The 26,356-nt window shown below is 40.6% G+C and carries 24 protein-coding genes and 1 riboswitch; of the genes, 22 read left to right on the forward strand and 2 right to left on the reverse strand.

Annotated elements, in window-relative coordinates:
* Positions 1 to 3 precede the first annotated feature (3 nt).
* From hisB to ccsA, 16 genes are all read left to right on the forward strand, one after another.
* On the forward strand, positions 4 to 1,125 hold the full coding sequence (hisB, locus tag LH29_RS21025) for a bifunctional histidinol-phosphatase/imidazoleglycerol-phosphate dehydratase HisB (protein WP_045033304.1): 1,122 nt from the start codon (positions 4 to 6) through the stop codon (positions 1,123 to 1,125).
* A gap of 44 nt (positions 1,126 to 1,169) precedes the next feature.
* Positions 1,170 to 2,054 (forward strand): formyltetrahydrofolate deformylase, encoded by an 885-nt coding sequence (gene purU, locus LH29_RS21030; RefSeq protein WP_045033305.1) that lies wholly within the window; start codon positions 1,170 to 1,172, stop codon positions 2,052 to 2,054.
* Between the two features lie 67 nt (positions 2,055 to 2,121).
* On the forward strand, positions 2,122 to 2,493 hold the full coding sequence (locus LH29_RS21035; protein WP_045033306.1) for a four helix bundle protein: 372 nt from the start codon (positions 2,122 to 2,124) through the stop codon (positions 2,491 to 2,493).
* Positions 2,494 to 2,532: 39 nt separating this feature from the next.
* Complete coding sequence (locus tag LH29_RS21040; protein WP_045033307.1) at positions 2,533 to 3,081, forward strand: TlpA family protein disulfide reductase; 549 nt, start codon at positions 2,533 to 2,535, stop codon at positions 3,079 to 3,081.
* Positions 3,082 to 3,093: 12 nt separating this feature from the next.
* A complete protein-coding gene (hisH, locus tag LH29_RS21045) occupies positions 3,094 to 3,693 on the forward strand; it encodes an imidazole glycerol phosphate synthase subunit HisH (RefSeq protein WP_045033308.1) in 600 nt (199 codons plus the stop codon).
* 93 nt (positions 3,694 to 3,786) lie between these two features.
* The gene (gene argB, locus LH29_RS21050) at positions 3,787 to 4,554 is read left to right on the forward strand and encodes an acetylglutamate kinase (protein ID WP_082063891.1); all 768 of its coding nucleotides are present in this window, start codon (positions 3,787 to 3,789) and stop codon (positions 4,552 to 4,554) included.
* A gap of 265 nt (positions 4,555 to 4,819) precedes the next feature.
* Positions 4,820 to 5,551 (forward strand): Crp/Fnr family transcriptional regulator, encoded by a 732-nt coding sequence (locus LH29_RS21055; protein WP_045033310.1) that lies wholly within the window; start codon positions 4,820 to 4,822, stop codon positions 5,549 to 5,551.
* Between the two features lie 176 nt (positions 5,552 to 5,727).
* Positions 5,728 to 6,786 carry a cytochrome c3 family protein gene (locus LH29_RS21060; RefSeq protein ID WP_198152540.1) on the forward strand — a complete coding sequence of 353 codons (1,059 nt, stop codon included), beginning with the start codon at positions 5,728 to 5,730 and terminating at the stop codon, positions 6,784 to 6,786.
* A gap of 63 nt (positions 6,787 to 6,849) precedes the next feature.
* Complete coding sequence (locus tag LH29_RS21065; RefSeq protein WP_045033312.1) at positions 6,850 to 7,227, forward strand: hypothetical protein; 378 nt, start codon at positions 6,850 to 6,852, stop codon at positions 7,225 to 7,227.
* 18 nt (positions 7,228 to 7,245) lie between these two features.
* The gene (locus tag LH29_RS21070) at positions 7,246 to 8,139 is read left to right on the forward strand and encodes a DUF5777 family beta-barrel protein (protein WP_045033313.1); all 894 of its coding nucleotides are present in this window, start codon (positions 7,246 to 7,248) and stop codon (positions 8,137 to 8,139) included.
* A gap of 113 nt (positions 8,140 to 8,252) precedes the next feature.
* Positions 8,253 to 9,191, forward strand: a complete 939-nt coding sequence (locus tag LH29_RS21075) for a cytochrome c3 family protein (protein WP_045033314.1) — start codon at positions 8,253 to 8,255, stop codon at positions 9,189 to 9,191.
* A gap of 2 nt (positions 9,192 to 9,193) precedes the next feature.
* Complete coding sequence (locus LH29_RS21080) at positions 9,194 to 9,811, forward strand: cytochrome b/b6 domain-containing protein (protein WP_045033315.1); 618 nt, start codon at positions 9,194 to 9,196, stop codon at positions 9,809 to 9,811.
* Between the two features lie 162 nt (positions 9,812 to 9,973).
* Positions 9,974 to 12,805: a cytochrome c3 family protein gene (locus tag LH29_RS24125; RefSeq protein WP_052671150.1), complete on the forward strand. Its 2,832-nt coding sequence runs from the start codon at positions 9,974 to 9,976 to the stop codon at positions 12,803 to 12,805.
* A gap of 251 nt (positions 12,806 to 13,056) precedes the next feature.
* Positions 13,057 to 14,559 carry a NapC/NirT family cytochrome c gene (locus LH29_RS21090; RefSeq protein ID WP_045033316.1) on the forward strand — a complete coding sequence of 501 codons (1,503 nt, stop codon included), beginning with the start codon at positions 13,057 to 13,059 and terminating at the stop codon, positions 14,557 to 14,559.
* Positions 14,560 to 14,633: 74 nt separating this feature from the next.
* Positions 14,634 to 15,140 (forward strand): multiheme c-type cytochrome, encoded by a 507-nt coding sequence (locus LH29_RS24130; protein WP_052671151.1) that lies wholly within the window; start codon positions 14,634 to 14,636, stop codon positions 15,138 to 15,140.
* 88 nt (positions 15,141 to 15,228) lie between these two features.
* Positions 15,229 to 18,321, forward strand: a complete 3,093-nt coding sequence (ccsA, locus tag LH29_RS21100) for a cytochrome c biogenesis protein CcsA (protein WP_045033317.1) — start codon at positions 15,229 to 15,231, stop codon at positions 18,319 to 18,321.
* An 18-nt stretch (positions 18,322 to 18,339) separates the two neighbouring features.
* On the opposite strand, the gene LH29_RS21105 is transcribed toward ccsA, so the two are convergent.
* A complete protein-coding gene (locus tag LH29_RS21105; RefSeq protein WP_045033318.1) occupies positions 18,340 to 19,833 on the reverse strand; it encodes a T9SS type A sorting domain-containing protein in 1,494 nt (497 codons plus the stop codon).
* 163 nt (positions 19,834 to 19,996) lie between these two features.
* Positions 19,997 to 20,135: riboswitch (molybdenum cofactor riboswitch) on the forward strand.
* 43 nt (positions 20,136 to 20,178) lie between these two features.
* On the opposite strand from LH29_RS21105, the gene LH29_RS21110 reads away from it, so the two are divergent.
* The 6 genes from LH29_RS21110 (at position 20,179) to LH29_RS21135 (ending at position 25,795) form a co-directional block, all read left to right on the forward strand.
* On the forward strand, positions 20,179 to 20,727 hold the full coding sequence (locus LH29_RS21110; protein ID WP_045033319.1) for a P-loop NTPase family protein: 549 nt from the start codon (positions 20,179 to 20,181) through the stop codon (positions 20,725 to 20,727).
* Positions 20,724 to 21,899 carry a molybdopterin molybdotransferase MoeA gene (locus LH29_RS21115; RefSeq protein WP_052671153.1) on the forward strand — a complete coding sequence of 392 codons (1,176 nt, stop codon included), beginning with the start codon at positions 20,724 to 20,726 and terminating at the stop codon, positions 21,897 to 21,899. The genes LH29_RS21110 and LH29_RS21115 overlap by 4 nt, the downstream gene beginning before the upstream one ends.
* A complete protein-coding gene (locus LH29_RS21120) occupies positions 21,883 to 22,683 on the forward strand; it encodes a GTP 3',8-cyclase MoaA (protein WP_045033320.1) in 801 nt (266 codons plus the stop codon). The genes LH29_RS21115 and LH29_RS21120 overlap by 17 nt, the downstream gene beginning before the upstream one ends.
* A 3-nt stretch (positions 22,684 to 22,686) precedes the next feature.
* A complete protein-coding gene (gene moaC / locus LH29_RS21125; protein WP_045033321.1) occupies positions 22,687 to 23,133 on the forward strand; it encodes a cyclic pyranopterin monophosphate synthase MoaC in 447 nt (148 codons plus the stop codon).
* A gap of 8 nt (positions 23,134 to 23,141) precedes the next feature.
* The gene (locus tag LH29_RS21130; RefSeq protein WP_045033322.1) at positions 23,142 to 24,080 is read left to right on the forward strand and encodes a molybdenum cofactor synthesis domain-containing protein; all 939 of its coding nucleotides are present in this window, start codon (positions 23,142 to 23,144) and stop codon (positions 24,078 to 24,080) included.
* 104 nt (positions 24,081 to 24,184) lie between these two features.
* Positions 24,185 to 25,795, forward strand: coding sequence for a dipeptidase (locus tag LH29_RS21135; RefSeq protein ID WP_045033323.1), 1,611 nt, complete (start codon positions 24,185 to 24,187; stop codon positions 25,793 to 25,795).
* A 62-nt stretch (positions 25,796 to 25,857) separates the two neighbouring features.
* Here LH29_RS21135 and LH29_RS21140 read toward each other — a convergent pair whose 3' ends face one another.
* The gene (locus tag LH29_RS21140; protein WP_045033324.1) at positions 25,858 to 26,274 is read right to left on the reverse strand and encodes an NUDIX domain-containing protein; all 417 of its coding nucleotides are present in this window, start codon (positions 26,272 to 26,274) and stop codon (positions 25,858 to 25,860) included.
* Between the last annotated feature and the right edge of the window lie 82 nt (positions 26,275 to 26,356).

Consider the following 26,356-nt stretch of genomic DNA (forward strand, 5'->3'; position numbering starts at 1 on the left):
ACGATGAAGAAAGTACTATTTATAGACCGCGACGGAACCTTAAACCACGAAACTGCAGACGAACAAATTGATGCATTTGAGAAGCTGGAGTTTCTGCCGAAGGTTTTCCGCAATATGCACTACATCCGCAAAAACCTTGATTACGAGTTGGTAATGGTTACCAACCAGGATGGTTTGGGCACCGATTCGTTTCCGGAAGATACGTTTTGGCCGGTACATAACTTTATACTGAAAGCTTTTGAAAACGAAGGTGTTGTTTTCGACGATATTTGTATCGACCGCCACTTTCCGGAAGATAACTCTACTACCCGCAAACCGGCAACCGGAATGCTTACAAAATACATTGAAGGCGATTACGATTTGGCAAACAGTTTTGTTATCGGCGACCGTAAAACCGATATCATGCTGGCGAAAAACCTCGGTGCAAAAGGTATATTTATTAATAACGGCGACCAGGTTGAAGAACTGGAAAAAGAAGGATTGGCAGCTATTTGTGCTCTGATTTCCGACGACTGGGACGATATATACGCTTGTGTGGCTTCACCGCAACGCACAGCAAAGGTTGAACGAACCACGAAAGAAACTGCCATTTCTGTTTCATTAAATCTTGATGGATCAGGAGTATGCAATATTTCAACCGGCCTGGGCTTTTTCGATCACATGCTGGAACAAATTGGCCGCCACAGTGGCGTTGACCTCAACATTAAGGTAAAAGGCGATTTGGAGGTTGACGAACATCATACCATTGAAGATACGGCGCTGGCTTTAGGCGAGGCTTTTAGAAAGGCTGTTGGCAATAAACTGGGCATGGAACGTTATGGTTTTTGCCTGCCTATGGATGAGTGTCTGGTTATGGCTGCTATTGATTTTGGAGGACGCCCGTGGTTGGTTTGGGAGGCCGATTTTAAACGCGAAATGGTGGGCGACATGCCTACCGAAATGTTTATGCACTTCTTCAAATCCTTCTCCGATGCAGCATTGTGTAATCTGAATATTAAGGCTGAAGGTGCCAACGAACACCATAAAATAGAAGCGATTTTTAAAGCATTGGCGAAATCAATAAAAATGGCAATTCGCCGCGATGTATTTAACTTCGATTTGCCATCAACAAAAGGAATGTTATAAAATTAAGACTCCGCAAAACTCTGTGCTCTCTGCGGTTAAAAGATATGAAGACAATAAAAATACTAAACGAAAAAAAGGACACTGCGATCTTACTGATTCACTGTCCGGACAAACAAGGAATCCTTGCAACTGTAACTGAATTTCTGAATAAAAATAAGGGCAACATTATTTACCTCGATCAGCATGTTGATCGTCAGGAAAAGATTTTTTACATGCGGGTTGAATGGGAACTGGAGAATTTCGCCATTCCTGCCGATAAGATCGGTGAATATTTTGACACCCTGATTGGCAGCCCGTTGCAAATGAACTGGAAGATCTATTTTTCAAATGAAGTTCCGCGAATGGCCCTGTTTGTTTCTAAAATGCCACATTGTTTGTTCGATATCCTGGCACGTTACACAGCCGGCGAATGGGACGTGGAAATACCAATGATTATTAGTAACCACGAAACGCTGCGTCCGGTTGCCGAACGTTTCGATATTGATTTTCATTATTTCCCTATTAATAAAGAAAACAAAGCCGAGCAGGAAGCAGCTGAGCTAAAACTGTTAAAGGAAAACAACATCGATTTTGTGGTGCTGGCGCGCTACATGCAAATCCTGTCGGAAGATTTTGTAAAAAATTATCCGAATAAGGTTATCAACATCCACCATTCGTTCTTACCGGCATTTGCGGGTGCAAAACCTTATCATGCAGCCCACGAGCGCGGAGTAAAAATTATTGGTGCAACAAGTCACTATGTTACTTCCGAGCTGGATGCAGGGCCGATTATCGAACAGGATGTTACCCGTTGCAGCCACGTTGATACGATACAAAAATTGATTCGCAAAGGTCGCGATTTGGAGAAAATCGTTCTTTCGCAGGCCGTATACAAACACCTACAGCGTAAAGTACTGGTTTACAGAAACAGAACGGTTGTGTTTAATTAAAAACCGAGTTGCAGGTTACAAGTTACAGGTTTTAGTCAATCACAAAAATTAGCTAAGATAAAAGATTATGAAAAGTTATAGAGATTTGGAAATTTATCAGTCAGCCTATCAACTAGCTATAAAAGTTCATAAAATGACCTTAACTTTACCTGCTTACGAACTCTATGAACAAGGAAGTCAGGTCAGACGCTCAACAAAAAGCATAAAAGACAATATTGTTGAGGGCTATGGAAGAAACCGATACAAACAAGATTTTATCCGGTTTCTGGTTTATGCTCAGGCTTCGTGTGATGAAGCCAACTCACAGTTAACGATGATCAATGAACTTCACTTTGATTCAAAAGGCTTAAACGATTTGATATCAGATTATGAACTTTTAGGGAAAAAACTCAATAAATTCATTGAATATGTTGAAAGGCACTGGAATGAAAAAAGTTAACCAGTAACCTGAAACAAGCAACCAGTAACAAAAAAGAATATGAAAAGATTATTATCCATCCTCAGCATAACATTTTTAGCAATGTCTGCATTTGCGCAACTAAGTACAATTCCGGAAAAAGAAATTCCTGCCGATTACGGTTACATTGTAAAAATTGGCCAGCAAATGCCTGAAATTACAATGGAACTTACCGACGGCACCAAAGTCTCAACCGCCGATTTAAAAGGAAAAATAACAATGTTGCAATTTACCGCCAGTTGGTGTTCGGTATGCCGAAAAGAAATGCCACATATTGAAAAAGAAATCTGGCAAAAACACAAGGATAATGATGATTTTGTGTTAATCGGTGTTGACATGGACGAACCGCTTGATAAGGTTAAGGATTTTAAGGAAACAATGAAAATTACCTATCCGCTGGCACTTGATCCGGGCGCTGAAATCTTTTACACTTTTGCAGCAAAAGGTGCCGGTGTTACACGAAATGTAATTATCGACAAAACAGGAAAAATTGTTTATTTAACCCGCCTTTTTAAAGAAGACGAATTCAATGAAATGGTTGAGGTGATTGATCTTTTACTGAAAGAATAAACCCGAATAAAGATGAACATTGTAATAATAAAATACAACGCCGGAAACATCGAGTCGGTAAACAATGCGCTTAACCGATTGGGTGTAAATGCAGAGATAACGGCCGATCACGAAAAGATCAGAAATGCCGACAAAGTTATCTTTCCGGGAGTTGGCGAGGCCAGCACAACAATGGCCTACCTGCGCGAAAACAAACTCGATGAACTGATCGTATCGTTGAAGCAACCGGTTTTGGGTATTTGTCTCGGACTTCAGTTGATGTGCTCGCATTCGGAAGAAAACGATACCGAGTGCCTGGGTATTTTCGATGAGAGAGTTAAACGTTTTATTCCAAAACCCGGCGAAGAATATATTACCAAAGTTCCACACATGGGCTGGAATGCCATAAAAGACCTGAAAAGCGATCTTTTTACGTCAGAGCTGGAAAATGAGTATGTTTATTTTGTGCACTCGTATTACGCCGAAAAAAGCGAGCATACCATTGCCACCTGCGATTATATTCTTCCGTTTAGTGCGGCTTTGCACCGCGATAATTTTTATGCCACACAGTTTCACCCGGAAAAAAGTGGTACCATCGGCGCAAAAATATTGGAGAACTTTTTAAAACTCTAAGCACACTAACGTAACTTTGCACTTACAATTAAAGACTGAAACTGACGTTCATCAAAAGAAATAAGCAAAAAACAACAAGTAATCAGCAAAATCATGGATAGGCTAACAATCATTAAAGTTGGAGGAAAAGTAGTTGAAGAACCTGAATCACTAGAAGCACTGCTCGATCAGTTTCGTAAAATTTCGGGAAACAAATTACTGGTTCACGGTGGAGGACGTACTGCTACTGAAATTGCAAAACGATTGGGAATTGAAACCAAAATGGTTGATGGCCGCCGGATTACCGATGCCGATATGCTTGAAGTGGTTACCATGGTGTACGGAGGTTTGGTAAATAAAAGAATTGTGGCCGGATTACAGGCACGAGACATGAACGCAATTGGCCTTACCGGAGCCGACCTCGGATTAATAAAAGCCCACAAACGCGCTGTGCAAGATGTGGATTACGGTTTTGTTGGCGACGTTGATGACGTAAATGCCCGCGAACTACGAATGCTTATTGACGAAAACGTTATTCCTGTTGTCGCACCACTAACCCACGATGCAAAAGGTCAGATGCTAAATACCAATGCCGATACCATTGCGTCGGAATTAGCTATTGAATTATCAAATTACTTTAAGGTTTATCTTTTCTATTGTTTCGAAAAACGTGGGGTTTTAACCGATCCAAACGATGAGTCATCTGTAATTTACGATCTCAATTACAAATTATTCGATCAGTACAAAACCGAAGGTGTTATCAGCGAAGGAATGATACCAAAACTGGATAACGGTTTCAGGGCAAAAGCAAAAGGCGTACAGGAAATTCTGATTACCAACCCCGAAAATATTGCAACCGGGCGGGGTACGAGGCTCACCTGATTTTTTTTACATCTCTCCCCCATTTTTACGGTAACTCCTAGCTGTTGGATAACAGAAAAATTCTACCCTGTTTTTCCGTCACATTTTCATACTTTCCCGTTTTTAATTACTAATTTTCACATTAGTTCATATCTATGATAGAATTAATGTACGCTTTTAAATATTGAAATATTTTACTATGTTGAAGTTCTAAAACAGAACAGTGCTGAATATGACATTAAGACAAACCTGACAACTATAATTAACTAAATACCAAAACTTTAAAATGACCCATATAAATACCGACAATTGTAACAAAAGTGGTAAGCTTCATGGAGAAGGTTGCAAATCGTGTATCAAAGAGCATAGAAATAATATCTTTTCACCCCTCAGCCAGGAAGAAATAGACTTTCTAATTGACAAAAAAAGGCAAATTGTATATAATGTTGGCGAAACAATTACCAAGCAAAATACGGCTTCAACTTCCGTAATATGTATTAATGAAGGTCTGGCTAAATTTTATGTTGAAAGTGCGAACGGTAAAAATGTAATAGTCCGTATTGCCAAAGCCGGTGACTTTATCAGTGGTGGAGGTCTTTTTAACGGAAACTTTCAGCATTTTAGCGTTTCGGCAATAACTAAAGTCAAGTGTTGTATGATCGACTCGGCGAACCTGACCAGCATTTTTGGAAAAAACAACGAGTTTGCCATTAAATTACTACGCAACCATACCAAACAAAATAATTTTCTGCTAAAAAAACTGGTCGACCATACACAAAAATATATGCCGGGCCGGGTAGCCGACACATTACTGTATTTAAAGAACGAAATTTTCAATTCCAATGAGTTTTCTGTGCCGCTTACGAGGCAGGAATTAGCCGAAATGTCAAACATGACAAAAGAAAGCTTTGTAAGAATACTTCATCAATTTAAAGATTCCAAATACATAAATACCAAGGGTAATACAATAGGCATATTAGACGAAAGTTCACTAGTTTCTATTAGTGAAAACGGATAATTGACATATATCAACTATTGGCTTGTTTATTATCAATTTAGCCATTCAGTTATATCATTCTCCCCCCTAGATTTCTTAATAGTTATCCTACTACTTTTATATCGTAAAGTATAATAACAAATATAAATTACCTAATATACTACGTTATGAATTACAAATCTATCTCAAAATTATTCATGCTAGGATTCATTCTGGCATTCATGTTTTCTTCATGTACAAAGGAAGGCCCAATGGGACCTGGCGGTGCTGACGGTGCTGACGGAACAGATGGTACTGATGGTGTTGACGGACAAGTTACTTGTTTAGTTTGCCACTCAGGAACTAATATGGAAGCAAAACAAGGACAGTTCTGGATGTCGGCACACGCTGTAGGTGCTATTGCAGTTGATTATGCCGGCGGACGTCAATCATGTGCACAATGCCACTCTCACGAGGGTTTTGTTCAGTTTGCAACTTTAGGCGAAGTTCTTGGAGATATTTCCAATCCTTCAGCCTGGGAATGTAATACTTGCCACGGACTTCACGAAACATTTGAAGGACAAGATTACGCATTGCGTTTGTATGCCCCGGTTAATCCTGTTTTTGACAATACATTAACTATGGACCTGGGTGGTAACAGCAACCTGTGTGCCAACTGTCACCAGTCAAGAAGAGCTGAGCCAGGTTACGGTATGACAGTTGCTCCAACTGATTCATTTGAAATAACAAGTTCTCACTATGGTCCTCACCACGGTGCACAAGGTAATGTTGTGGCAGGTATGGGTTTTGCCGAAATTCCCGGATCAGTTGCTTATCCTGAACAAGGTTCTTCAAAACACTTAACCCAGGCTTCTTGTGTAGGTTGTCATATGGCCGAATTCACAGACGAAGAAGGTGGTCACTCATTTATTCCTAGTGTTGCCGCTTGTAACGAATGTCACGATGCAGATTTGGATGACTACAACTACGGTGGTGTTCAAACAGAGGTACACGAAATGTTAGTTGAACTTCGCGACCAGTTACTTGCTTTAGGTGTTATTGAAGGAGATGATGAGCATGGCTATCACCCTGTCAACTCACGTGATTACCCTGATGGAGGAGTATTCCCAACAGTTCAGGTTCAAGCTTTCTTTAACTGGGTTGGATTAGAAGAAGACCGCAGTTTAGGAGTTCACAATCCTAAATACGTAAAAGCGTTATTGAGAAACTCAATAGAGGCTATGGAAGCTGAACTAAACGCTTTGGCAGCTAATTAATTAAAAGAAATAGAGTGAAAAGACTTCTCTCGGGAAGTCTTTTTTTTCACAAACTTTAATATTATGAAAGCACTAAAAATTATATTATCAATATTTCTTATAGGATTGATTTTTGGTGGCTGTGCGTACAATTGGATTGTTGAAGAAGAAGTAATCGATCCGACCGATCCCGATGCTCCTGAGGTATCGTTTTCAGCTGAGATCACTCCTATTTTCTCTGCAAAGTGTACATCATGCCATACCACTGGTAATCAAATGCCAGATCTCACTCCTTCAAATGCTTATAGTTCGCTCAACAGCAGCCGTTATATTAATACTTCTGATCCTGCATCAAGTTTGATTTATACCAAACCAAGCCCAACAGGAAGCCACGTTAAATATTCGGAGTCAGAGGCAGCATTGGTGCTAACCTGGATAACGCAAGGAGCAAAAAACAATTAAAAACCTAAACTGATAATGATGAAAAAATACATATTGATTCTAATTATTTTAGGAGTTACTTTTTCCAGTTCATTTGCTCAGGAAGAGGCAGCCGATCCGGTTTACGCTTTTAACAGTGGTATTCTGATTGATGCACAAACATCTTTTATTCCTGATGCACGAACACTGGAATTTGTTATTCAACACAAATTTGGAACACTTGAAAACGGGAGATCCGATCTGTGGGGAATTTATGCTCCGGGTTCTAATGTAAGATTAGGACTAAATTATGTTCCTGTCAAAAATTTTCAAATCGGAGCAGGTATTACCAAAAAATTCATGTATACCGATCTTAATGCGAAGTGGAAAGTACTTCAGCAAAAAACAAGCGGTATGCCAATATCGTTCACCTTATTTGGTAATGTTGCTATTGATGGAAGAAATTCCGAATCGATTGGAACTGGTAAAACTGTAGATACAAAAGGCCAGACAATGCCTAATTATATCGATTTGAACGACAGATTATCGTATTTCTCACAAGCTATGGTAACGCGTAAATTCGGCGATTGGGCTTCATTGCAAGCCGCCGCAAGTTTTACGCACTATAATATGTCAGATTGGGATTACAACCATGATGTTGTTGGGCTTCATTTTAGTGGAAAAATTAAATTTTCTCCACAAGGATCATTTATTTTCAACTACGACAAGCCTCTAAAGATCAAAGATATTTCAGAGCAATACACCTGGGATACTCATGCTAAAGAAAACCTGTCGTTTGGTGTTGAATTCTTTACCTTTACCCACGCATTCCAAATTTATGTTGGAACAGCACAGGGTATTCTACCACAGGATATGATGATGTTTAACCAAAATGACTGGACCAATAAAGGTTTAGCCCTTGGTTTTACCATAACCCGTATCTGGATGTTCTAATCGATTAAAAAGTATAAATGATAAAGATGGTAATATCCGATAAAAGCGATATTACCATTTTTCATTCCATAAAGTTATTGCAATACTTCAGATCTATTTACACGAATTAACCCATGAAATATTTCATTCCATTACAAATCCTGATGCTTTTGACAATCACGTTAAAAAGTTTCGGGCAATTTTACGACGATCCCGCAAGTCACGATTGTTTAAAGTGTCACTCCCAGCAAACCTATTCATTCCATAACGACATGATGGATACGGAGGAGAAACGTCTGATGAATCCGTACCTGATAATCGATACCTTAAGATTACGTACAGGTGTTCATCAGAATTTCGACTGCACGGATTGCCACTCATTCGACTACACTACCTATCCGCATGCAGCATCGTTAAAGCTGGAGCCAATGATGACATGTCTGGATTGTCATGGGGGCGACGAGTCGTTTGCAAAATACGAGTTTGATAAAATTGACGAAGAAGTTAACAAGAGTATACACCGTCAGGGTTTTGGCGATAACTTTACCTGTTCAAAATGCCACGATCAACACTACTACTCTACCACTGCACGCACAAGTAGCAGTATTGTTGAGATTGTTGAAAACAGTAACGACATGTGTTTATCATGTCATAACGATATGAAACGTTTTAGCCTGGTATCCGGCGATCTTAAATCTGCCGTTGTTGATATTCACGACTGGCTGCCAAATCAGGAGCTCCATTTTAAACATGTACGTTGTATTGAGTGCCATACTGCGGTTGAAGACGACTTAATGGTTTCGCACAACATTCTTGCAAAAGAAGATGCTGTGCGTCGTTGTGCCGAATGCCACTCGGCCAACTCGTTGTTAAAAGCATCGTTATACAAATACCAAAACCTGCAGGAAAGAGCCGAAGACGGATCTGCACTTGGTGTACTTTCGAATGAAAATTACGTGATTGGATCGCACCAGATTCCAATTTTAAGAACGATTAGTTTAATCATCTTTTTCGCAGCTATGGCTGGAATTATCATCCACGTAATATTTAGAATTATCATCAAAAAGAAATAACAATGAGCTCAGAAAACAAAATATACTTCTACCCACTTTGGTTACGTATTTGGCATGGGATAAACGCCCTGGGTATTATTCTTCTTATCATTACCGGAATAAGCATGAACTCGGGTTTTGAGGAATCCGTTATCAGCTTTAAACTTATTATTACCGTGCATAATTATGCCGGAGTAATAGTATCCTTAAACTACCTTTTGTTTTTAATAGGTAACATGGTAACCTCAAATAAAAAGTTTTACATTGTAAAACCAAAGAATTTTTTGAAACGCCCAATGAAACAGGCGTACTACTACGCGTGGGGAATGTTTCATGGAATGAAAGCTCCATACCCGCTATCGGAAAAACGTAAATTCAATCCGTTGCAAAAATATACTTACCTAATCGTAATGTACATTATTGTTCCGTTGGTAATAGTTTCGGGTATTGGATTAATGTTTCCCGAGCTGATTTTTAATAAAATATACAACATCAGCGGTGTTCTTATCACTGCCGTAACACATTCGGCTATGGGATTCTTTATTTCCATATTCCTGATTATTCACCTTTACATTGCATCAATTGGCAAGTCGCCGCTTGATAATTTCAGAAGTATTGTAAACGGTTGGCACCACGTATAATTTTAACAAGAGAAAAGCAAGTCATAAATAAACAATAAAACGACAGGAAAGAGGGCGAAGAAAGAAAACAGGACAGAAATAGCGACACACAAATAATGCATGGTTGGCTCGCAAGGTAGGCTGAGATAAGGGATTTAGTAATTATATTAAAGACGGCTTAGCATGAAGTACTTGAGCAAAACTTTAACTAAAAATCTGTTCGATGTATGCACCGGAGCAAATTCAGGGCTGGTTAAAATCTTTTTAATCGTCGGTTTGCTTATGATGCCCGGATTTAAACTGATGGCACAATCCAATGATGATTGTGCCATGTGCCACGACGACCCTGAACTATTTACCATTGTAAACGGTCGGGAAGTTTCAAGGTATATTCCTGCCGGTATTCTCGAAAATTCAGTACACAGTTATCTCGAATGTATTTCGTGCCACACGGATGCTGACGTTGAAGAATTTCCACATGCCGATAAACTTCAACCAGTAAATTGTGGCGATTGCCATGACGAAGCCATGACAAAGTTCATGAATGGTGTTCATGGAATGGCTTTTGAAAAAGGCTCACGAAATGCGCCCAACTGTGCCGAATGCCACGGAACACACAGGATACTGAGCTCAGCCGATCCGCAATCGCGCACCTATAAAATGAATATTCCGGTTTTGTGCGGAACCTGCCACCGTGAAGGTGCGCCGGTTGCAAGGGCCTACAATATTGGTGAGCACAACATTGTTGAGAACTACACACAGGGCATTCACGGAAAAGGATTATTTAGCAGTGGTTTGGTGGTAACTGCCACCTGCAACAACTGCCACGGCAACCACCTTATTCTCCCCCACACCAACATGAACTCCAGCATTTCGGAGAAAAATATTGCAGCAACCTGTATGCAATGCCATGCACGAATTGAAGATGTTCACATAAAAATAATCAACAAGGAACTTTGGGAGAAAAGCCCGGGGGCAATTCCGGCTTGCACCGATTGCCATCCTCCACACAAAGTTGAGTTGAAAAATATTATTGAAAACATTTCAGATAAAACCTGTTTAAAATGCCACGAACAACCCGATATTCATAAAGTAATTGACGACAAGCAGGTTTCTCTTCATGTTGATGTAAATGAATTTGTTAATTCGGCTCACAATAATATTACCTGTGTAAAATGTCACTCGGATGTTACCGCAAATATTGCCCGTCCGTGTGAAACTGCGGATAAAGTCGATTGTTCGAGTTGCCATGCAGAGGAATCCGAGATCTATTTCCAAAGCGGCCATGGAGAGGCTTATTTTGCCAAACATGAGAATGCACCTTATTGTACCGATTGCCACGGGTCGCACCTTGTTGTTCCTTCCGAGAATGAAAATTCGCCTACTTTCCGCTCTGCAGTACCAAAACTTTGTGGCGAATGCCATAAAGAAAATGGTCAGGCAGTTGCCGGCACCAACCTGAAGGAAACCGATGCCTATTATGATTATTCAACAAGTGTGCACGGAAAAAGTCTGGAGGAAAAAGGACTGTTGTCGGCCGCTATTTGTACCGATTGCCACACCACGCACTTCATGTTAAAAGAAGATGATGAACGATCGTCGGTAAATCCGGCCAACCTGGCAAAAACATGTGGAAATTGTCACAAAGGAATTTACGACCAGTATATTGAAAGTGAACACGGTATTGGTGCCAACACCGAAGAGTTGAAATTCCCTACCTGCGAAACCTGTCACTCGGCCCATAATATTTCCGAAGTGCATGAAAGCAAATTTATGTCGGAAATCAGCTCTCAGTGCGGACAGTGCCACCTGGAACTAGCCGAAACTTACCTGGAAACCTATCACGGGAAAGTGTATCAATTGGGTTACCTGGAGGCTGCACGTTGTTCCGACTGCCATGGTGCTCACAATATCTATCGGATGGACAATCCAAAATCAACGATCAGTCCACGAAATATTGTTGCCACCTGCTCGAAATGTCATACCGATGCCAATATGAAATTTACCGGTTACCTGACACATGCCACTCACTACGATAAAAGCAATTTCCCATGGCTCTATTACACATTCTGGGCAATGACCGGATTACTGTTAAGCGTGTTTGCTTTTTTTGGCCTGCACACCTTATTGTGGATACCCCGGTCGCTGGGTGCCATGATAAAAAAACGAAAGGAACCAAAACCTTTGGGCAAACAAATGTATATCAGGCGTTTCCAGAAGAAAAACAGGATAACCCACATTTTTGTAATAGTAAGTTTCATACTGCTTGCCCTAACCGGAATGATTTTGAAATTTGCCTACATGCCCTGGGCCCAGTTTTTGGCCGAAGCCATTGGCGGTGCCCATATTGCCGGTTTTATTCATCGAACAGCTGCCCTTGTCACTTTCGGATATTTTATATTCCATGTGGTAGCGCTATTAAAAGTTAAGTTTAAACATGGAATAAAAGTCAGCAAATTTATTTTCAGCAGTAACTCGCTGATGTTTAACCGGAAAGACATTCGCGACTTTTGGGCATCAATTAAATGGTTTATAGGAATTGGTCCCCGGCCAAACTATGGAAGATGGACTTATTGGGAAAAATTCGACTACTTCGCCGTATTCTGGGGAGTGCTTGTAATTGGCTCAACCGGATTAATGCTATGGTTCCCCGAATTCTTCACCAAATTCCTGCCCGGCTGGCTTATTAATGTAGCACAGATTATACACAGCGACGAGGCTTTACTTGCCGTTGGATTTATTTTTACCATTCACTTTTTTAATACACACCTGCGCCCCGAATCCTTCCCGATGGATACTGTAATTTTCACGGGATATGTACTGGAGGAAGAATACAAAAAAGATCGACCACACGAATATGAGCAACTGGTAAAATCAGGGAAAATAAATGAAGTTCGCGTTGAAAAAGAGTTTACGAAAGAGAGGATGAGAACGATAAAAATCTTTGGATTCACTGCACTTTTCGCCGGTGTAATGATGATAATACTGATAATTTACTCTTTAATTTTCCATTAAAAGGCAAAAAAAAGAAAAGAATGAAATACAATTTTTAATACTTAACCCTAGTGGATTAGTAGTATAACAAACAGTAAATATGAGAAATATGTAAACTGACAGAAATATTAAAACTTCATGTTCAGAACATAGTTTCAAATTAACATTGCGTATATAGACAATTTATAAATAAGTATCTGACCTTGAATAATTAAAGGAAAATTATAATCTTGGATCAGTAGATTTTACATCAAACCAATAAACGAAAAATTATGAAATTACCGTCTTCCATAAGAAACTGGGTATCGATTACAGGAGCAGTTTTAGCTGTTTTCAACCTGGCCAGCATCCTCGCTTTATTTCTTTTGAATGTAGCTTTCGGATTTGGTGGTCAATATATTGGTTTATTCATTTTCATCATCCTTCCGGTATTTTTGATCGTTGGATTACTCATGATCCCGCTGGGGATGCGAATCTACCGAAAGAAAGCGCGCTTGGCTGAAAAAGAAGGTAAACGTTTAAACTGGCCAATCTTAGATTTTAATAATTTGGCTACCCGTAATGCCAGCACAATTTTTATCGTTGGAACAATTTTTCTGCTTATTATTTCGTCAGTAGGAAGTTACGAAGCTTTTCATTACACCGAATCGGTAGAATTTTGCGGAAAGTTATGTCACGAGGTTATGGAGCCGGAATACGTAACCTACCACGGTTCGTCGCACGAGCGTGTTGCCTGTGTGGAGTGCCACGTTGGTTCGGGAGCCAGCTGGTATGTAAAAAGTAAACTTTCGGGTTTATACCAGGTATACTCTGTTTTGGCCAACAAATATCCACAACCCATCCCTACCCCAATTGCCAATCTGCGTCCGGCACGCGAAACCTGCGAAGAATGCCACTGGCCGGAGAAATTCTACGATAATAAAATGAGGGTAAAACATTCATTTTTAACCGATGAAGAAAACACCGAACATATTGTTCATTTGCAGGTAAAAACAAGTACACAGGTAACTCCTCAGGGAGTGATAAAGGGTATACACCAGCACATTAGCCCCGAGGTGAAAATTGAATACAAAGCCCTTGATGAAAAACGTCAGATTATTCCGTGGGTAAAATACACCAATACAAAAACCGGAGAAGAATACATTTACACCGATGAAATGAGTATGGTTTCAGAAGCAGAGCTCGATTCGTTGGAAACAAGGGTAATGGATTGTTTGGATTGCCATAACAGGCCATCGCACAATTACAATGCTCCGCAAAACTTTATCGATCAATCCATGGCTGAAGGAAAAATTTCAACCGATCTACCTGCCATAAAACTGGCAGCCATGATGGCTCTTTACCAGGATTATCCTACAAAAGACACGGCAATGATTGCCATTGAAAACCAGATCACTGACTGGTTTGAAAGTGGTTATCCGGAAGTTTATGAAACTAAAAAAGCGGAAATCGATCAGGCAATTGCTGCCATTCAGGAAGATTATTCCAATAACATTTTTCCGTTTATGAAGGCCAACTGGAAAGCTTATCCAAATAACATTGGTCATATGGAATCGGACGGATGTTACCGTTGCCACAACGACCGCCATGCAACAACTGAAAACAAAACGATTTCAAAAGACTGTTCGCTGTGTCACAATATCATAGCACAGGGAACGCCGGATAGTATGCAATATTCTACTGCTTTCGAAGCACTGGATTTCCAACACCCTGTAGATGTTGCCGAAGCATGGAGAAGTGAAATGTGCTCAATGTGTCATACAGCATTGTATTAAATTTTGGCACAATATTTATTATTCTTATAATAGGTTTTTTAGAAAACAGTAATATAAATTTTAAATACACGATTATGAAACTCAAAAAATTAATTTTCCTTTTAGGTCTTGCAGTCTTATTTAGCACTGCAGCCACCGCTCAAACTTACAAGTACATTGGTGCAGCAAAATGTAAAATGTGCCATAACAAGCCCGATAAAGGCGAGCAGTTTAACATTTGGCAGGCAGGCCCACACGCAAAAGCAATGGATGCTTTGGAAGGTGCCGACAAAACCAATGAAACATGTTTAAAATGTCACTCAACTGCAGGCTCTGTAGATAGCGGTTTACTTGCCGGTCTTAAAGTTGATGAAGGAGTTTCGTGCGAATCATGTCACGGACCTGGTAGTCATTATAAATCGGCTGCAATTATGAAAAACAAAAAAATGGCACTTTCAAAAGGAATGACTGACCCAACAGAAGAAACCTGTAAGGCTTGTCACCTTGGTGAAAAACCAGAAGGCCATGTGGCTCCAAAAAAAGCATGGAATTATGCTGAATTTGTGAAAGTAATTGCTCACGACGATCCTACAACAAACTAATTTTTAAAAACTTTTATTTTGTGAAAAATTCCTTTGTTTTTTCAAACAAAGGAATTTTTTTAGTGTTTTATTCAGACAACTACTAATTATGAAGAAGCTAAGTTCATTCCTTTTTTCCATGTTTTTTACCGGAATTCTTGTGGTAATTTTTGCAATAGCAATTGGTTACGCCACCTTTATCGAAAACGATTATGGTACCATCACTGCAAAAATTCTCATTTATAATTCCAGGTGGTTCGAGATCTTGTTGTTTATACTCTGCATTAACATCGTTGGCAGTGTTTTTAAATACAAACTCATTGCACGGAAAAAATGGACAATTCTGCTTTTTCATATCTCCTTTATCGTTATTGGTGTAGGTGCAATGATTACCCGTTATTACGGTTATGAAGGCAGCATGCATATTCGCGAAAACAGTTCGTCGGATTATATCGTTTCCGAAGCATCGTTTGTAACGGTTAAGATTACTGATGGTACCGAAACAATAGAAGAATCGAGCGAAGTTAAATTCTCGCCCTACACCGCCAACCGTTTCTCAGAAAAAATACATTTTAAAGGAAAAACAATACACATCAGCAATCAGCAATTTATGCCATCGGCGGTGGAAAACGTCGTTCTCGATCCGAATGGTGAACCCATTGTTTCGCTGATTACGGTTGAAAATGGTGCATCGCGAAAAGACTTTACGCTAAGAAACGATAACACTAAAACATTAAATGGGTTAACGCTGGGGTTCGGCAACAATTTAACTACTGATATTAAACTGAGTTTAAAGGATGGTAACCTTTATGTTTCTGCTAACGATTCCATTCAGGTATCAGGAATGATGAGCGACAACAGTGAGTTGATAGCTCCTGGTTCTGAAAAACTGGTAGATACGCAAAAGGCCTATACGTATAAAAACCTCACGTTTGCCATTAAACAGTTTCTGCCAACTGCTTCGGTTCAATTGGTTTACCAAAAACCATCACAGGAAATGAGCCCGCCAGATGCTTTTAAAGCTGCGATTTCAACTGGTGAAGAAAGTAAGGAGTTGATTGTTTATGGAAGAACAAGAGAAGTTGGCGATTTTTTCACTACATCCATCGATGGAATGACTGTGTCGGTTTCATACGGATCGCGAATAATTAAGCTTCCGTTTGCTATTCAGCTTAACGATTTCCAGCTCGAACGTTACCCGGGTTCAATGAGCCCGTCATCATATGCCAGCGAAGTGGTTTTAAAAGACGGTAGCACCGAAATGCCATTCCGCATTTTCATGAATAACATTCTGAAATACAAAGGATATCGCTTCTTCCAATCGTCGTACGATACGGATGAGCGCGGCACAATTCTTTCGGTAAACCACGACTCAACAGGAACATCGGTAACTTATTTTGGTTACCTGATTATGGCCATCGGGATGGTGCTAACTTTGTTTAACCGAAACAGTCGATTCAAAACCCTGCTGAAAGCATCGGCACGACTACGCGAAAAACGAAAAAAACTGTTTGCTGTTTTGGTAACGGGCGTATTGTTGAGTATTAGCGCACAGGCACAAGTTGCAACACCCGCATCACTTAACAGCGACCACGCCGAATCGTTCGAAAGTTTACTTATTCAGGATAGAAAAGGCCGCGTAGAGCCAGTTTCTACACTGGCGTCGGAAATACTTCGAAAAGTGGCTAAAAAAACAAGCTGGGAAGGTATGTCGCCAACCGAAGTTTTTCTTGGTATGCAGGCAAACCCTGAGCTATGGAAAAACATTGCCATTATAAAAGTTGCCAATCCCGAAATACGCCGAACAATTGGAATTACAGGGAAATATGCCTCATTTAATTCAATTGTTCGACCACGCGAAATGGGTGGTTATATACTTAGCTCAGATGTTCAGGCCGCTTATGCAAAAGAGAGTAACCACCGTAATAAATTCGACAAAGAAATTATGAATGTCGACGAGCGCGTTAATATTCTTATGTCCATTTTTACCGGCGATTTTCTGACTATATTTCCCGTTCCAAACGATGATAATCATAAATGGGTTTCAATTAACGAAGCAAAGGAACTTCCTGCCCAAAATGCTGATTTCGCAAGGCAAACGGTTTCGTCATATCTTCAATCGGTACAAAAACGCGATTGGGCAACAGCCAACCAATTGCTGAATAACCTGAAACAAAACCAGGAAACCATTGGAGCGAAGATCATTCCATCGGCAACAAAAGTGAAAATGGAAGTACTGTATAATAACCTGAACATTTTTGGGAAGTTATCCAAAATTTTCATGTTTACAGGGCTCATTCTTCTGATGTTACAATTGCTCACCCTGTTTAATCCGAATTTTAAATTACGCTTCCTGAAAAGTTTTGCCTTTTACTTTATTCTCGTACTGTTTTTGGCCGAAACTGCAGGACTGGCAATTCGCTGGTACATCTCTGGTCATGCGCCATGGAGTAACGGTTACGAATCGATGGTATTTATCAGTTGGGCAACCGCACTTGGAGGTCTGATTTTTGCCAAACGTTCGGAAATTACATTATCACTAACTTCGGTTTTGGCCGGATTAACACTGATGGTGGCCGGAATGAGCTGGATGAGCCCGGAAATTACCAACCTGGTACCGGTTTTAAAATCGTATTGGTTAATTGTTCACGTAGCAATTATTACAGCCAGTTACGGGTTTTTGGGAATTAGTGCATTGCTTGGTTTCCTAAACCTCATTTTAATGATTTTCAGAAACAAACGCAATTCCGACAGAATCAACCACACCGTAAAAGAACTTGTTAACATCATACAGATTGCATTGATTATTGGCTTGTTAATGGTTACACTCGGTTCGTTTTTAGGTGGCGTTTGGGCCAACGAAAGCTGGGGGCGCTACTGGGGCTGGGACCCAAAAGAAACCTGGGCACTGGTAACAATTTTAGTGTATACATTCATCACGCACATGCACCGCATTCCCGGAATGCGCGGTAGTTTTGCCATGAGTGTGGCTGCTGTTTTGGGTATCAGTTCGGTGTTAATGACCTATTTTGGAGTAAATTATTACCTGTCAGGGTTGCATTCGTATGCACAAGGCGAAGCGGCTCCAATACCTTCAGGTGTTTATATTGCAGTGGCAGTTGTAGCACTGGTAATTGTTTCAGCCTATTTCGCTGAAAAAACAAATCCGATTGTAGAAGAGGTAGAACATTCCGAAGAATAAAAAATAAGCAAGGGCAGATTAGTATTTTATAAATTTGCCCTTGCTTATTTTTTTCCCTGATTCAAGTATTTCAATCAAATAGTAACCTGGTTTTAAATCCGATACATTCAGTTTCATCTCTGCACTAATATTCTCATGAATCAAACTTCTTCCCCAAATGTCGTAGACGATACACTCAAATTGATGTAATCCTGGAGTTTGAACCCGGATATAATCTGTTGCCGGATTAGGAAATAATTTTAATTCTGCCAGAGTTTCATTATTGATGCCTACCTGAATACTTTGACTGAAATGATAGGTAACATCTCCGCTTTCCAGCCATTCTCCTCCTGAAAAAGAAGTAGATTCCAGTTTATCAACCACTTGGGTGTTGTAAACTAACATTGGTAAAAACGACAAAATGAATTCCCGATTTTCCAACTCACCAGGAGCAATAGCGTTTTCAGAAAAGTATTTCGTATTGTTTGCATCAATCCACCCATTATCCCAGTTTTGAACCTGTACTTCATGAACAAGAGTTTCACTAATTTGATGGAAATGCCGTTTGCGGGTAACTTCCAACCAATTATCAAGGTCGTAATCCCAACTGTAAAGTGTTTCGGTAGTTAGGTTCATCAATCCATCATAATCATAGCTTAATTTACGATCTGGAATAAAATTATCTTCTCCCCACCCTTCAACATATTCGGTCATATCAGACAAAAGGTTTTGCTCATTATAAGCGTATACAATTTCATATTTTTTGGATTTTACCATTTCGTAGCTATCGTAATCATAAGCTATCTCCTCAGAAATATTACCCAGCGAATCATAATTGTATTCTAATATTTCAAATGTCGACCAGCGATCATAAAACTGATCCCATTTCATTGTATTCACCTGTTTAAGACTGTTCAACGAATCATAGCTATACTGCAGGCGCGAAACCTTCTCCCAATCATCATATTCATCAAATTTTTCTTTACTCCATTCTGTTTCAAGCAAACCGCCTTCGTATGTGTAGTACTTTTTGGTGAACATTCGATAGTTAATGGTTACGTATTCCTGAAATTCCACAGAATCCAAACGCCCTTCATTCCCGAAAAAATAATAGTTTGCACTACTGATCAACCAGTGTCCATCGTCATTTTTCCATTTATAATCTTTTGTGATCAGCGTTTGTCCGTTATTTGAAGTGGATAAAGTTTGCCGGCTCACATTCTCTGTTTGTCCGGATATTTCATTCATTTCACGTACCACTATACTGTCTAAAGTCCACAGGTCTGCCGAATTCGCAACTCCACTTTTGATGGGTAATTTGAACTGATGCAGAAAATTCGTTTTTGAAAGATGATCTTTGGTTTGCAGAACTACTGCTTTATTTTTGATATGGCTGGTAATTATATCCTTCGACAAACGGTATTCATAAACACTCGCGGAATCAACTTTACCAAAGTCATCCTGCATTTCTTGTGCATACAAAATAAAAACCGCCAAATTTAGTATCAGAAGTACTATTGTTTTTTGAACCATAAAATAAATCTTAAACGGTTTAAATATACTAAATCGCGTTTACTCCTGATGGATTTCAAAACTTAAAACTATCCAGGATAAATGCCTCGCATACTTATCGAAAAACAAAATGCTTTTCAGCACTTTTCAAACAATCACATCCACACATCTAGATTCTTTACTATATTTGTCCCGGCTCCGAGCCAATCTTCCTAAAGTGTGAACCAGGGAATTTTGGCCGATGGGATTACCCGGAAACAGGTTGTCCTCCCGCATCCCGGCAAGGTCGGGGTAAATTGGAAAGGAGAAAGAGCACATTTTGCATTGGGCGAAATGAAGTTCCTCTCCTTCCCTGAAACATATTAAATGACACAATTACAAAGAGATACCAAAATCGATTATCCGAACTTGCTATTGATTGCAGGTAACGGAAGAAATGTGGGAAAAACCTACTTTGCCTGTCGCGTAATCGAGGCATTATCCGAACAAGCTCCCATTACCGGACTAAAAATCACCTCGCATATTCACGAGCACAACGGCAATGATGTGCTTATAAAAGATAAACACTACGTTATTTTGCAGGAAAAGCAAATTACCGGAAAAGACAGTTCGCTGATGTTACAAGCCGGCGCAAAACAGGTTTTCTTTGTCATGGCCAAGCCGGAGTACCTTCCGGAAGCTTTTGAAAAACTATCGACATTTTTACCCGAAACACCCATTGTGTGCGAGTCGGGAGGCTTACATGAAATTATTAATCCGGGTTTGTTCTTTTTTATTCAATCAACCGGAACTGTGGTAAGAAAACCTCATCACCTGATACACAATCCGATAATTGTGAATAATGACGGAGAAAAGCTTAAATTTGATTACACTAAAATTCAGCTCATCAACAATAAATTTTCATTTGTTTCATGAACCAATTCGAAAAAATACAACAGCTAATCGGCAATTTTACACCGTTTTTCCCAACGGAAAAGGTACAGCTCGAAGATGCATATAACCGGGTATTACAGGAGGATGTAGTGGCTGATTTAAATATGCCTCCGTTTAATAAATCAGCGATGGACGGTTACGCTTGCCGACTTGAAGATATTGCCAATGAATTGGAAGTACTGGAAGTAATTAATGCCGGAAAAATTGCATCGGCTAAAATTGGTGCAAACCAGTGTGTAAAAATTATGACCGGCGCTGCTGTTCCGCCTGAATGCGATTGCGTTTTTATGGTTGAAGATGCTGAGGAACTTTCTGAAAACAAGGTGCGTTGCACTAATCCGAAAACAAAAAAGAATATTTGTTACCTGGGTGAAGATTATAAAAAAGGTGATGTACTGCTAAAAAAAGGAACGCTGATTAATGTGCCGCAAATGGCAGTTCTTGCCGGAGCAGGTTATGCTGAGATGTTAGTTTCAAAACGCCCGAGAGTAACTGTAATTGCTACAGGTAGTGAGTTGGTTCCACCATCTGAAACGCCAAAACCAGGTCAGATTCGGAACAGTAATTCCAGCCAGGTGATAACCCAGCTCAGGAAAATGAATCTTGAAATTGTGTCCGAACTCATGCTGGTTGACGACTATAAATTGCTCACGGAAAGTTTTAACAAAGCACTGGAATCGAGCGATTTTGTCGTATTTACAGGCGGAGCATCAGTCGGAGATTTCGATTTTATTCCGGAGATATTGAAAGAACAAGGATTCAAAATATACTGGGATCACACGGGCATTAAGCCGGGTAACCCAATGACTTTTTCAGAAAAGGATGGCAAGTTCGTTTTTGGACTTTCCGGAAATCCGGTTTCGTCATTCGTGCAGTTTGAGTTGATCGCCAAACCGGTGATCTGCAAACTACTCGGAGCCAACTACGCACCATTGCGTATCAAAGCCCCGATGAACTTTACTTATCAACGAAAAAGAGCCAATCGACTGGCAATAATTCCGGTTGTAATCAATGAAAATGGGGCAATTTCGGAAATTCCGTTTCATGGATCGGCGCATATAAATGCTTTGGCTTTTGCGAATGCTTTGCTCGAGGTGCCGCTGGGTGTTTCAACCATTCAAACTGACGAATTTGCATATGTACGACCGCTTTAACAGACATATCAACTACCTGCGCATTTCGGTAACCGACCGCTGTAATTTCCGGTGCGAATACTGTATGCCTGCCGAAGGTTTACCCTTAAAAAAACATGAGGATATTCTTTCGTTTGACGAAATTACCGACATCGTTAAGGCAGGTGTAAAACTTGGCATTCGCAAACTTCGAATTACCGGAGGCGAACCATTGGTACGCAAAGATCTTCCGGAGCTAATCAGTATGCTTTCAGCCATTCCGGAGATTGAGGATATTGGAATGACAACTAATGGTGTTCTTTTGCCACGTTATGCCAAAGCTCTAAAGGCTGCCGGGTTAAAACGGGTGAACATCAGTCTGGATACCATGAATCCTGAAAAATTCAAAAAAATTACCCGTGTTGGAGAGCTTGATGATGTTCTGCGCGGAATAGACGCAGCAACCGAAGCCGGACTTCTTCCGGTGAAAATAAACTTTGTACGTATTCCGGGCGAAAATGAAGAGGACGAACAGGAAGTACGGGAGTTCTGCCAGAAGAAAGCACTGAAGTTGCGTTTCATCCGACAGATGGATTTGCGCACGGGCGAGTTTTATGCGGTTGACGGCGGTTTAGGCGGCATTTGCAAAATCTGTAACCGCCTGCGTTTAACTGCCGACGGATTTATCGTTCCTTGCCTGCATTCAGGACAACGATACAGCACCCGCGAACTGGGCATTGAAGAAGCATACAACCAGGCTTTGCAAAACAAACCGGAAAAAGGAGTAGGAACAGAATCACACGATTTTTCAAATATTGGAGGATAAAATATGAGCCAGTTATCACATATCAACAACGAAGGAAAAGCCAATATGGTGGATGTGGGCCACAAACCACAACAGGTACGTACGGCCAAAGCATCGGGGTTTATAGCCTTACAACCCGAAACCATTCGGCTGATTAATGAAAGCCTGATAAAAAAAGGCGATGTAATTACCATTGCGGAAATCGCCGGAATTCAGGCAGCAAAAGAAACATCAAGGCTAATTCCGCTTTGTCATCCACTACAGCTGACCAAAGTTGAGGTGAAAGCAGAAGTTCAGAAGAATGGCGTTTTAGTAAAAAGTTTAACCAAATGCATTGGGCAAACCGGCGTTGAAATGGAGGCCTTAACTTCCGTGAATGTTACATTGCTAACCATTTACGACATGTGCAAAGCTGTTGATAAGAACATGATTATTGGAGATATAAAACTAGACTTTAAGGAGAAAATATAACTACAGAAATGGAAGCACAAACCTGCAAAATAAAATCACTAAATATTTCGGAGAAAAAAGGCACGATCAAAACCCCGCGAAAGGAATTGCAATTTAACCTTGAAGGAATTGATGGCGATGCGCACGCCGGAAAATGGCACCGCCAGATAAGTTTGCTGGCTGCTGAGAGTATCAAAAGTTTTGAAGGAGAATTAGGCCGTGAAATCAAATATGGCGAGTTTGCCGAAAACATTACCACAGAAGGAATTGCTGTGCATAAAGCCATGCCTTTTGATCGGTTCAGAGCAGGCAGCGTGGAGCTGGAAGTAACACAGATCGGGAAAAAATGCCATGGAGATAACTGCGAAATTTTTCAACTGGCAGGAAAATGTGTGATGCCAAAAGAAGGGATCTTCTGCCGTGTGATAAAACCGGGAACTCTTACCGAAAACGACGAGCTGGAATACATCCCAAAAACATTCCGTATAAAAGTTATTACGTTGAGCGACCGCGCTTACCAAGGCATTTACAAAGACAAAAGCGGACCACTTCTCGAGAAACTTAGTAAAGACTTTTTTGCATCAAAAACATACCTGTGCGAAACTTCGCGCACTGTAATTCCTGATGAAAAAGAGTTATTAAAAGCCGAACTACAAAATGCTGTAAACGATGGATTCGATATCATTTACACAACCGGAAGCACCGGAATTGGTCCCCGCGATATTGCCCCGGTGATCATCCAAAACTTTATTGATATGGAAATTCCGGGAATTATGGATCACATCCGGTTGAAATATGGCGCAGAAAAACCCAATGCATTGCTCAGCCGATCGATCGCCGGAGTTAAAGACAAAACACTGGTATTCTCGCTTCCGGGAAGTACCAAAGCTGTAAACGAATATTTAACCGAAATTCATAAAATTCTGATGCATTCGTTTCTAATGCTTCATGGAATTGACGGGCATTAACAACCGCAATAATTTTGTCAATCTTTCAACAAAATTCTTCACATAATGTCAAATTAGTTTGCTCCGCCTGCCAATTCTATTAAATTTGAGCAAAACTTTGCACTATGTTACGAATATCTTTACTCGTGATGCTGGTACTGTCATCAGCATCATTTTTGTTTGCCCAACCCGACGATAACAGGAACGAAAGCTGCACCAGCATCATGTTTGGAAAAGATGCCACCGATGACGGTTCGGTGATTACAGCTCACACCTGCGACGCGTATTACCGCACCTGGGTAAATTTTGTGCCGGCTCAAAAATTCGACCGCGATACCACCCATAAAATTTATTGGGGAACCATGCACACGCACACCGCATGGAGTATGGACGGAATGGAGCTAAAAGGTGAAATTCCCGAGGCACGCGAAACATACGCTTACCTGAATACAGCCTATCCGTGTATCAACGAAAAACAACTGGCCATTGGCGAAACGACTATTACCGGTCGCAAAGAATTACATAACGAAAACGGTCTTTTCCTGATTGAAGAACTTGAACGTATTGCACTGCAGCGTTGCACAAAAGCACGCGACGCCATAAAACTGATAGGCGAACTGATTAAAGAATACGGTTTTGCCGATTATGGTGAATGTATAACCATTGCCGACACAAAAGAGGTTTGGCAGCTGGAGATTTTTGGCGAAGGTCCGGATAAAATTGGTGGCGTTTGGGCTGCTCAACGTATTCCGGATGACCATGTGGGAATATCCGCAAATATTCCAAGAATAGGCGAACTCGATCTTGATAATCCGGATTATTATATGGCTTCCGACAATGTTTTTGAGGTAGCCAAAGAGCTGGGATACTGGGATGGAAAGGAAACATTTAAATTCTGGAAGGCCTACAGCGGAGAAAAACCATTTGATATTCGCGAGTATTTTGTGCTAAGTTCGATGGCGCCCGATTTGAATTTGAAATTTGATGCCGATGAATTGCCGTTCTCGGTGAAAGTGGAGAAAAAAGTGAACATCAGCGATGTGATTGCGCTGTACAAACAAACCTATGACGGTACCGAATACGAAATGATCCGTAAGCTGAAAGTTGCACACAAAACTAAGAACGACGATGGCCAAGAGGTAATCGATACCATCATCAGTCCTGCTGCACATCCATGGCTGGCAAAAGATAAGCGTGATTTAATGAATGCCCTGGAAGAGAATTCTGTTTATCGTCACCGCCCCATTTCGGTGCAGTATTGTTCGTACTCATGGATTGCACAATTACGCGATGATCTGCCTGATGAAATTGGTGGCAAAGTGTGGTTCAGCCTCGATATTCCGCGTTTATCGCCACGTGTGCCCATTTATTGTGGCAACCTGAGTTTACCCGATGCTTACAACTATTGCGGACATAAACATTTTAGCCGTCAGTCGGCCATGTGGGCATTTACCCGCGCCAACCGTTTGGCTTTGGTAAACTGGGGCACCGGAAAAGAGCTAGTTGAGCCGGAAGTTACTGCCTTTGAAAACCAGGTACTGAGTGAAACTGAATTTGTTGAAAGTCGCGCCATGGAATTGCTGAAAAAAGACAAGGAAAATGCAGCAAATGGTAATCCTACACAATTGTGCCGCGAATATCTGACCGGTTACAGTAACGCTTCGTTACGCTCGGCAATAAACCGCTGGTGGGAACTTGGCGACAAACTGTGGGTTGATATGCGTTGGAAGTTTTAGAAGCATTCTAATTATAGAAAACGAAGTAGCGGTATAGATTTCACAATTCTTTACCGCTATTTTTACTTAAAGAAATCGGCTAAAATCTCAGCGTGATCAAATGCCAGTTCGGGTAAATCATTAATTGAAAACCATTTGGCCTGTGCCGCATCATCACTGCCTTTTACCGGCCCCAGTTCCTCCATTTCCACCGAATAAACCACAGAAATAGTCCGATGACGCGGATCGCGGTTGATGGCATCATAAGCCCTGAACTGCTGCATCTTTTCCACCTGCAAACCGGTTTCTTCTTCCAACTCACGAATACATGCTTTTTCCAGTGTCTCATCCAAATCAACAAAACCGCCGGGCAAGGCCCATTTGTTTTTGTATGGCTCCCTCCCCCTCTCAATCAGCAAAACGAAAGTTGTTGGTTCGGATTTTACATAAACGATGGCATCAACGGTAAGGGCTGCGCGTGGATATTTATAAGTATACATGATTCAAGTAAAAAGTAACAAGTTAAAAGGCAAAAGTATAAAATGGTTTTGCTGGTCGAAATTCCGACCGTAGCATCGGAGC

The organism is Draconibacterium sediminis (assembly GCF_000949475.1).
Classification (GTDB): Bacteria; Bacteroidota; Bacteroidia; order Bacteroidales; family Prolixibacteraceae; genus Draconibacterium; species Draconibacterium sediminis.

Excerpts from the sequence above, each read along its gene's own strand:
- purU (WP_045033305.1), top strand. The coding sequence starts at position 1,170 with ATGAAGACAATAAAAATACTAAACGAAAAAAAGGACACTGCGATCTTA.
- hisH (WP_045033308.1), top strand. The coding sequence starts at position 3,094 with ATGAACATTGTAATAATAAAATACAACGCCGGAAACATCGAGTCGGTA.
- LH29_RS21080 (WP_045033315.1), top strand. The coding sequence starts at position 9,194 with ATGAGCTCAGAAAACAAAATATACTTCTACCCACTTTGGTTACGTATT.
- LH29_RS21130 (WP_045033322.1), top strand. The coding sequence starts at position 23,142 with ATGGAAGCACAAACCTGCAAAATAAAATCACTAAATATTTCGGAGAAA.
- LH29_RS21060 (WP_198152540.1), top strand. The coding sequence starts at position 5,728 with ATGCTAGGATTCATTCTGGCATTCATGTTTTCTTCATGTACAAAGGAA.
- moaC (WP_045033321.1), top strand. The coding sequence starts at position 22,687 with ATGAGCCAGTTATCACATATCAACAACGAAGGAAAAGCCAATATGGTG.
- LH29_RS21105 (WP_045033318.1), bottom strand. The coding sequence starts at position 19,833 with ATGGTTCAAAAAACAATAGTACTTCTGATACTAAATTTGGCGGTTTTT.
- LH29_RS21040 (WP_045033307.1), top strand. The coding sequence starts at position 2,533 with ATGAAAAGATTATTATCCATCCTCAGCATAACATTTTTAGCAATGTCT.
- ccsA (WP_045033317.1), top strand. The coding sequence starts at position 15,229 with ATGAAGAAGCTAAGTTCATTCCTTTTTTCCATGTTTTTTACCGGAATT.
- LH29_RS21135 (WP_045033323.1), top strand. The coding sequence starts at position 24,185 with ATGTTACGAATATCTTTACTCGTGATGCTGGTACTGTCATCAGCATCA.
- LH29_RS24125 (WP_052671150.1), top strand. The coding sequence starts at position 9,974 with ATGAAGTACTTGAGCAAAACTTTAACTAAAAATCTGTTCGATGTATGC.
- argB (WP_082063891.1), top strand. The coding sequence starts at position 3,787 with ATGGATAGGCTAACAATCATTAAAGTTGGAGGAAAAGTAGTTGAAGAA.
- LH29_RS21065 (WP_045033312.1), top strand. The coding sequence starts at position 6,850 with ATGAAAGCACTAAAAATTATATTATCAATATTTCTTATAGGATTGATT.
- LH29_RS24130 (WP_052671151.1), top strand. The coding sequence starts at position 14,634 with ATGAAACTCAAAAAATTAATTTTCCTTTTAGGTCTTGCAGTCTTATTT.
- LH29_RS21035 (WP_045033306.1), top strand. The coding sequence starts at position 2,122 with ATGAAAAGTTATAGAGATTTGGAAATTTATCAGTCAGCCTATCAACTA.
- hisB (WP_045033304.1), top strand. The coding sequence starts at position 4 with ATGAAGAAAGTACTATTTATAGACCGCGACGGAACCTTAAACCACGAA.
- LH29_RS21140 (WP_045033324.1), bottom strand. The coding sequence starts at position 26,274 with ATGTATACTTATAAATATCCACGCGCAGCCCTTACCGTTGATGCCATC.
- LH29_RS21120 (WP_045033320.1), top strand. The coding sequence starts at position 21,883 with ATGTACGACCGCTTTAACAGACATATCAACTACCTGCGCATTTCGGTA.
- LH29_RS21075 (WP_045033314.1), top strand. The coding sequence starts at position 8,253 with ATGAAATATTTCATTCCATTACAAATCCTGATGCTTTTGACAATCACG.
- LH29_RS21110 (WP_045033319.1), top strand. The coding sequence starts at position 20,179 with ATGACACAATTACAAAGAGATACCAAAATCGATTATCCGAACTTGCTA.
- LH29_RS21090 (WP_045033316.1), top strand. The coding sequence starts at position 13,057 with ATGAAATTACCGTCTTCCATAAGAAACTGGGTATCGATTACAGGAGCA.
- LH29_RS21055 (WP_045033310.1), top strand. The coding sequence starts at position 4,820 with ATGACCCATATAAATACCGACAATTGTAACAAAAGTGGTAAGCTTCAT.
- LH29_RS21115 (WP_052671153.1), top strand. The coding sequence starts at position 20,724 with ATGAACCAATTCGAAAAAATACAACAGCTAATCGGCAATTTTACACCG.
- LH29_RS21070 (WP_045033313.1), top strand. The coding sequence starts at position 7,246 with ATGAAAAAATACATATTGATTCTAATTATTTTAGGAGTTACTTTTTCC.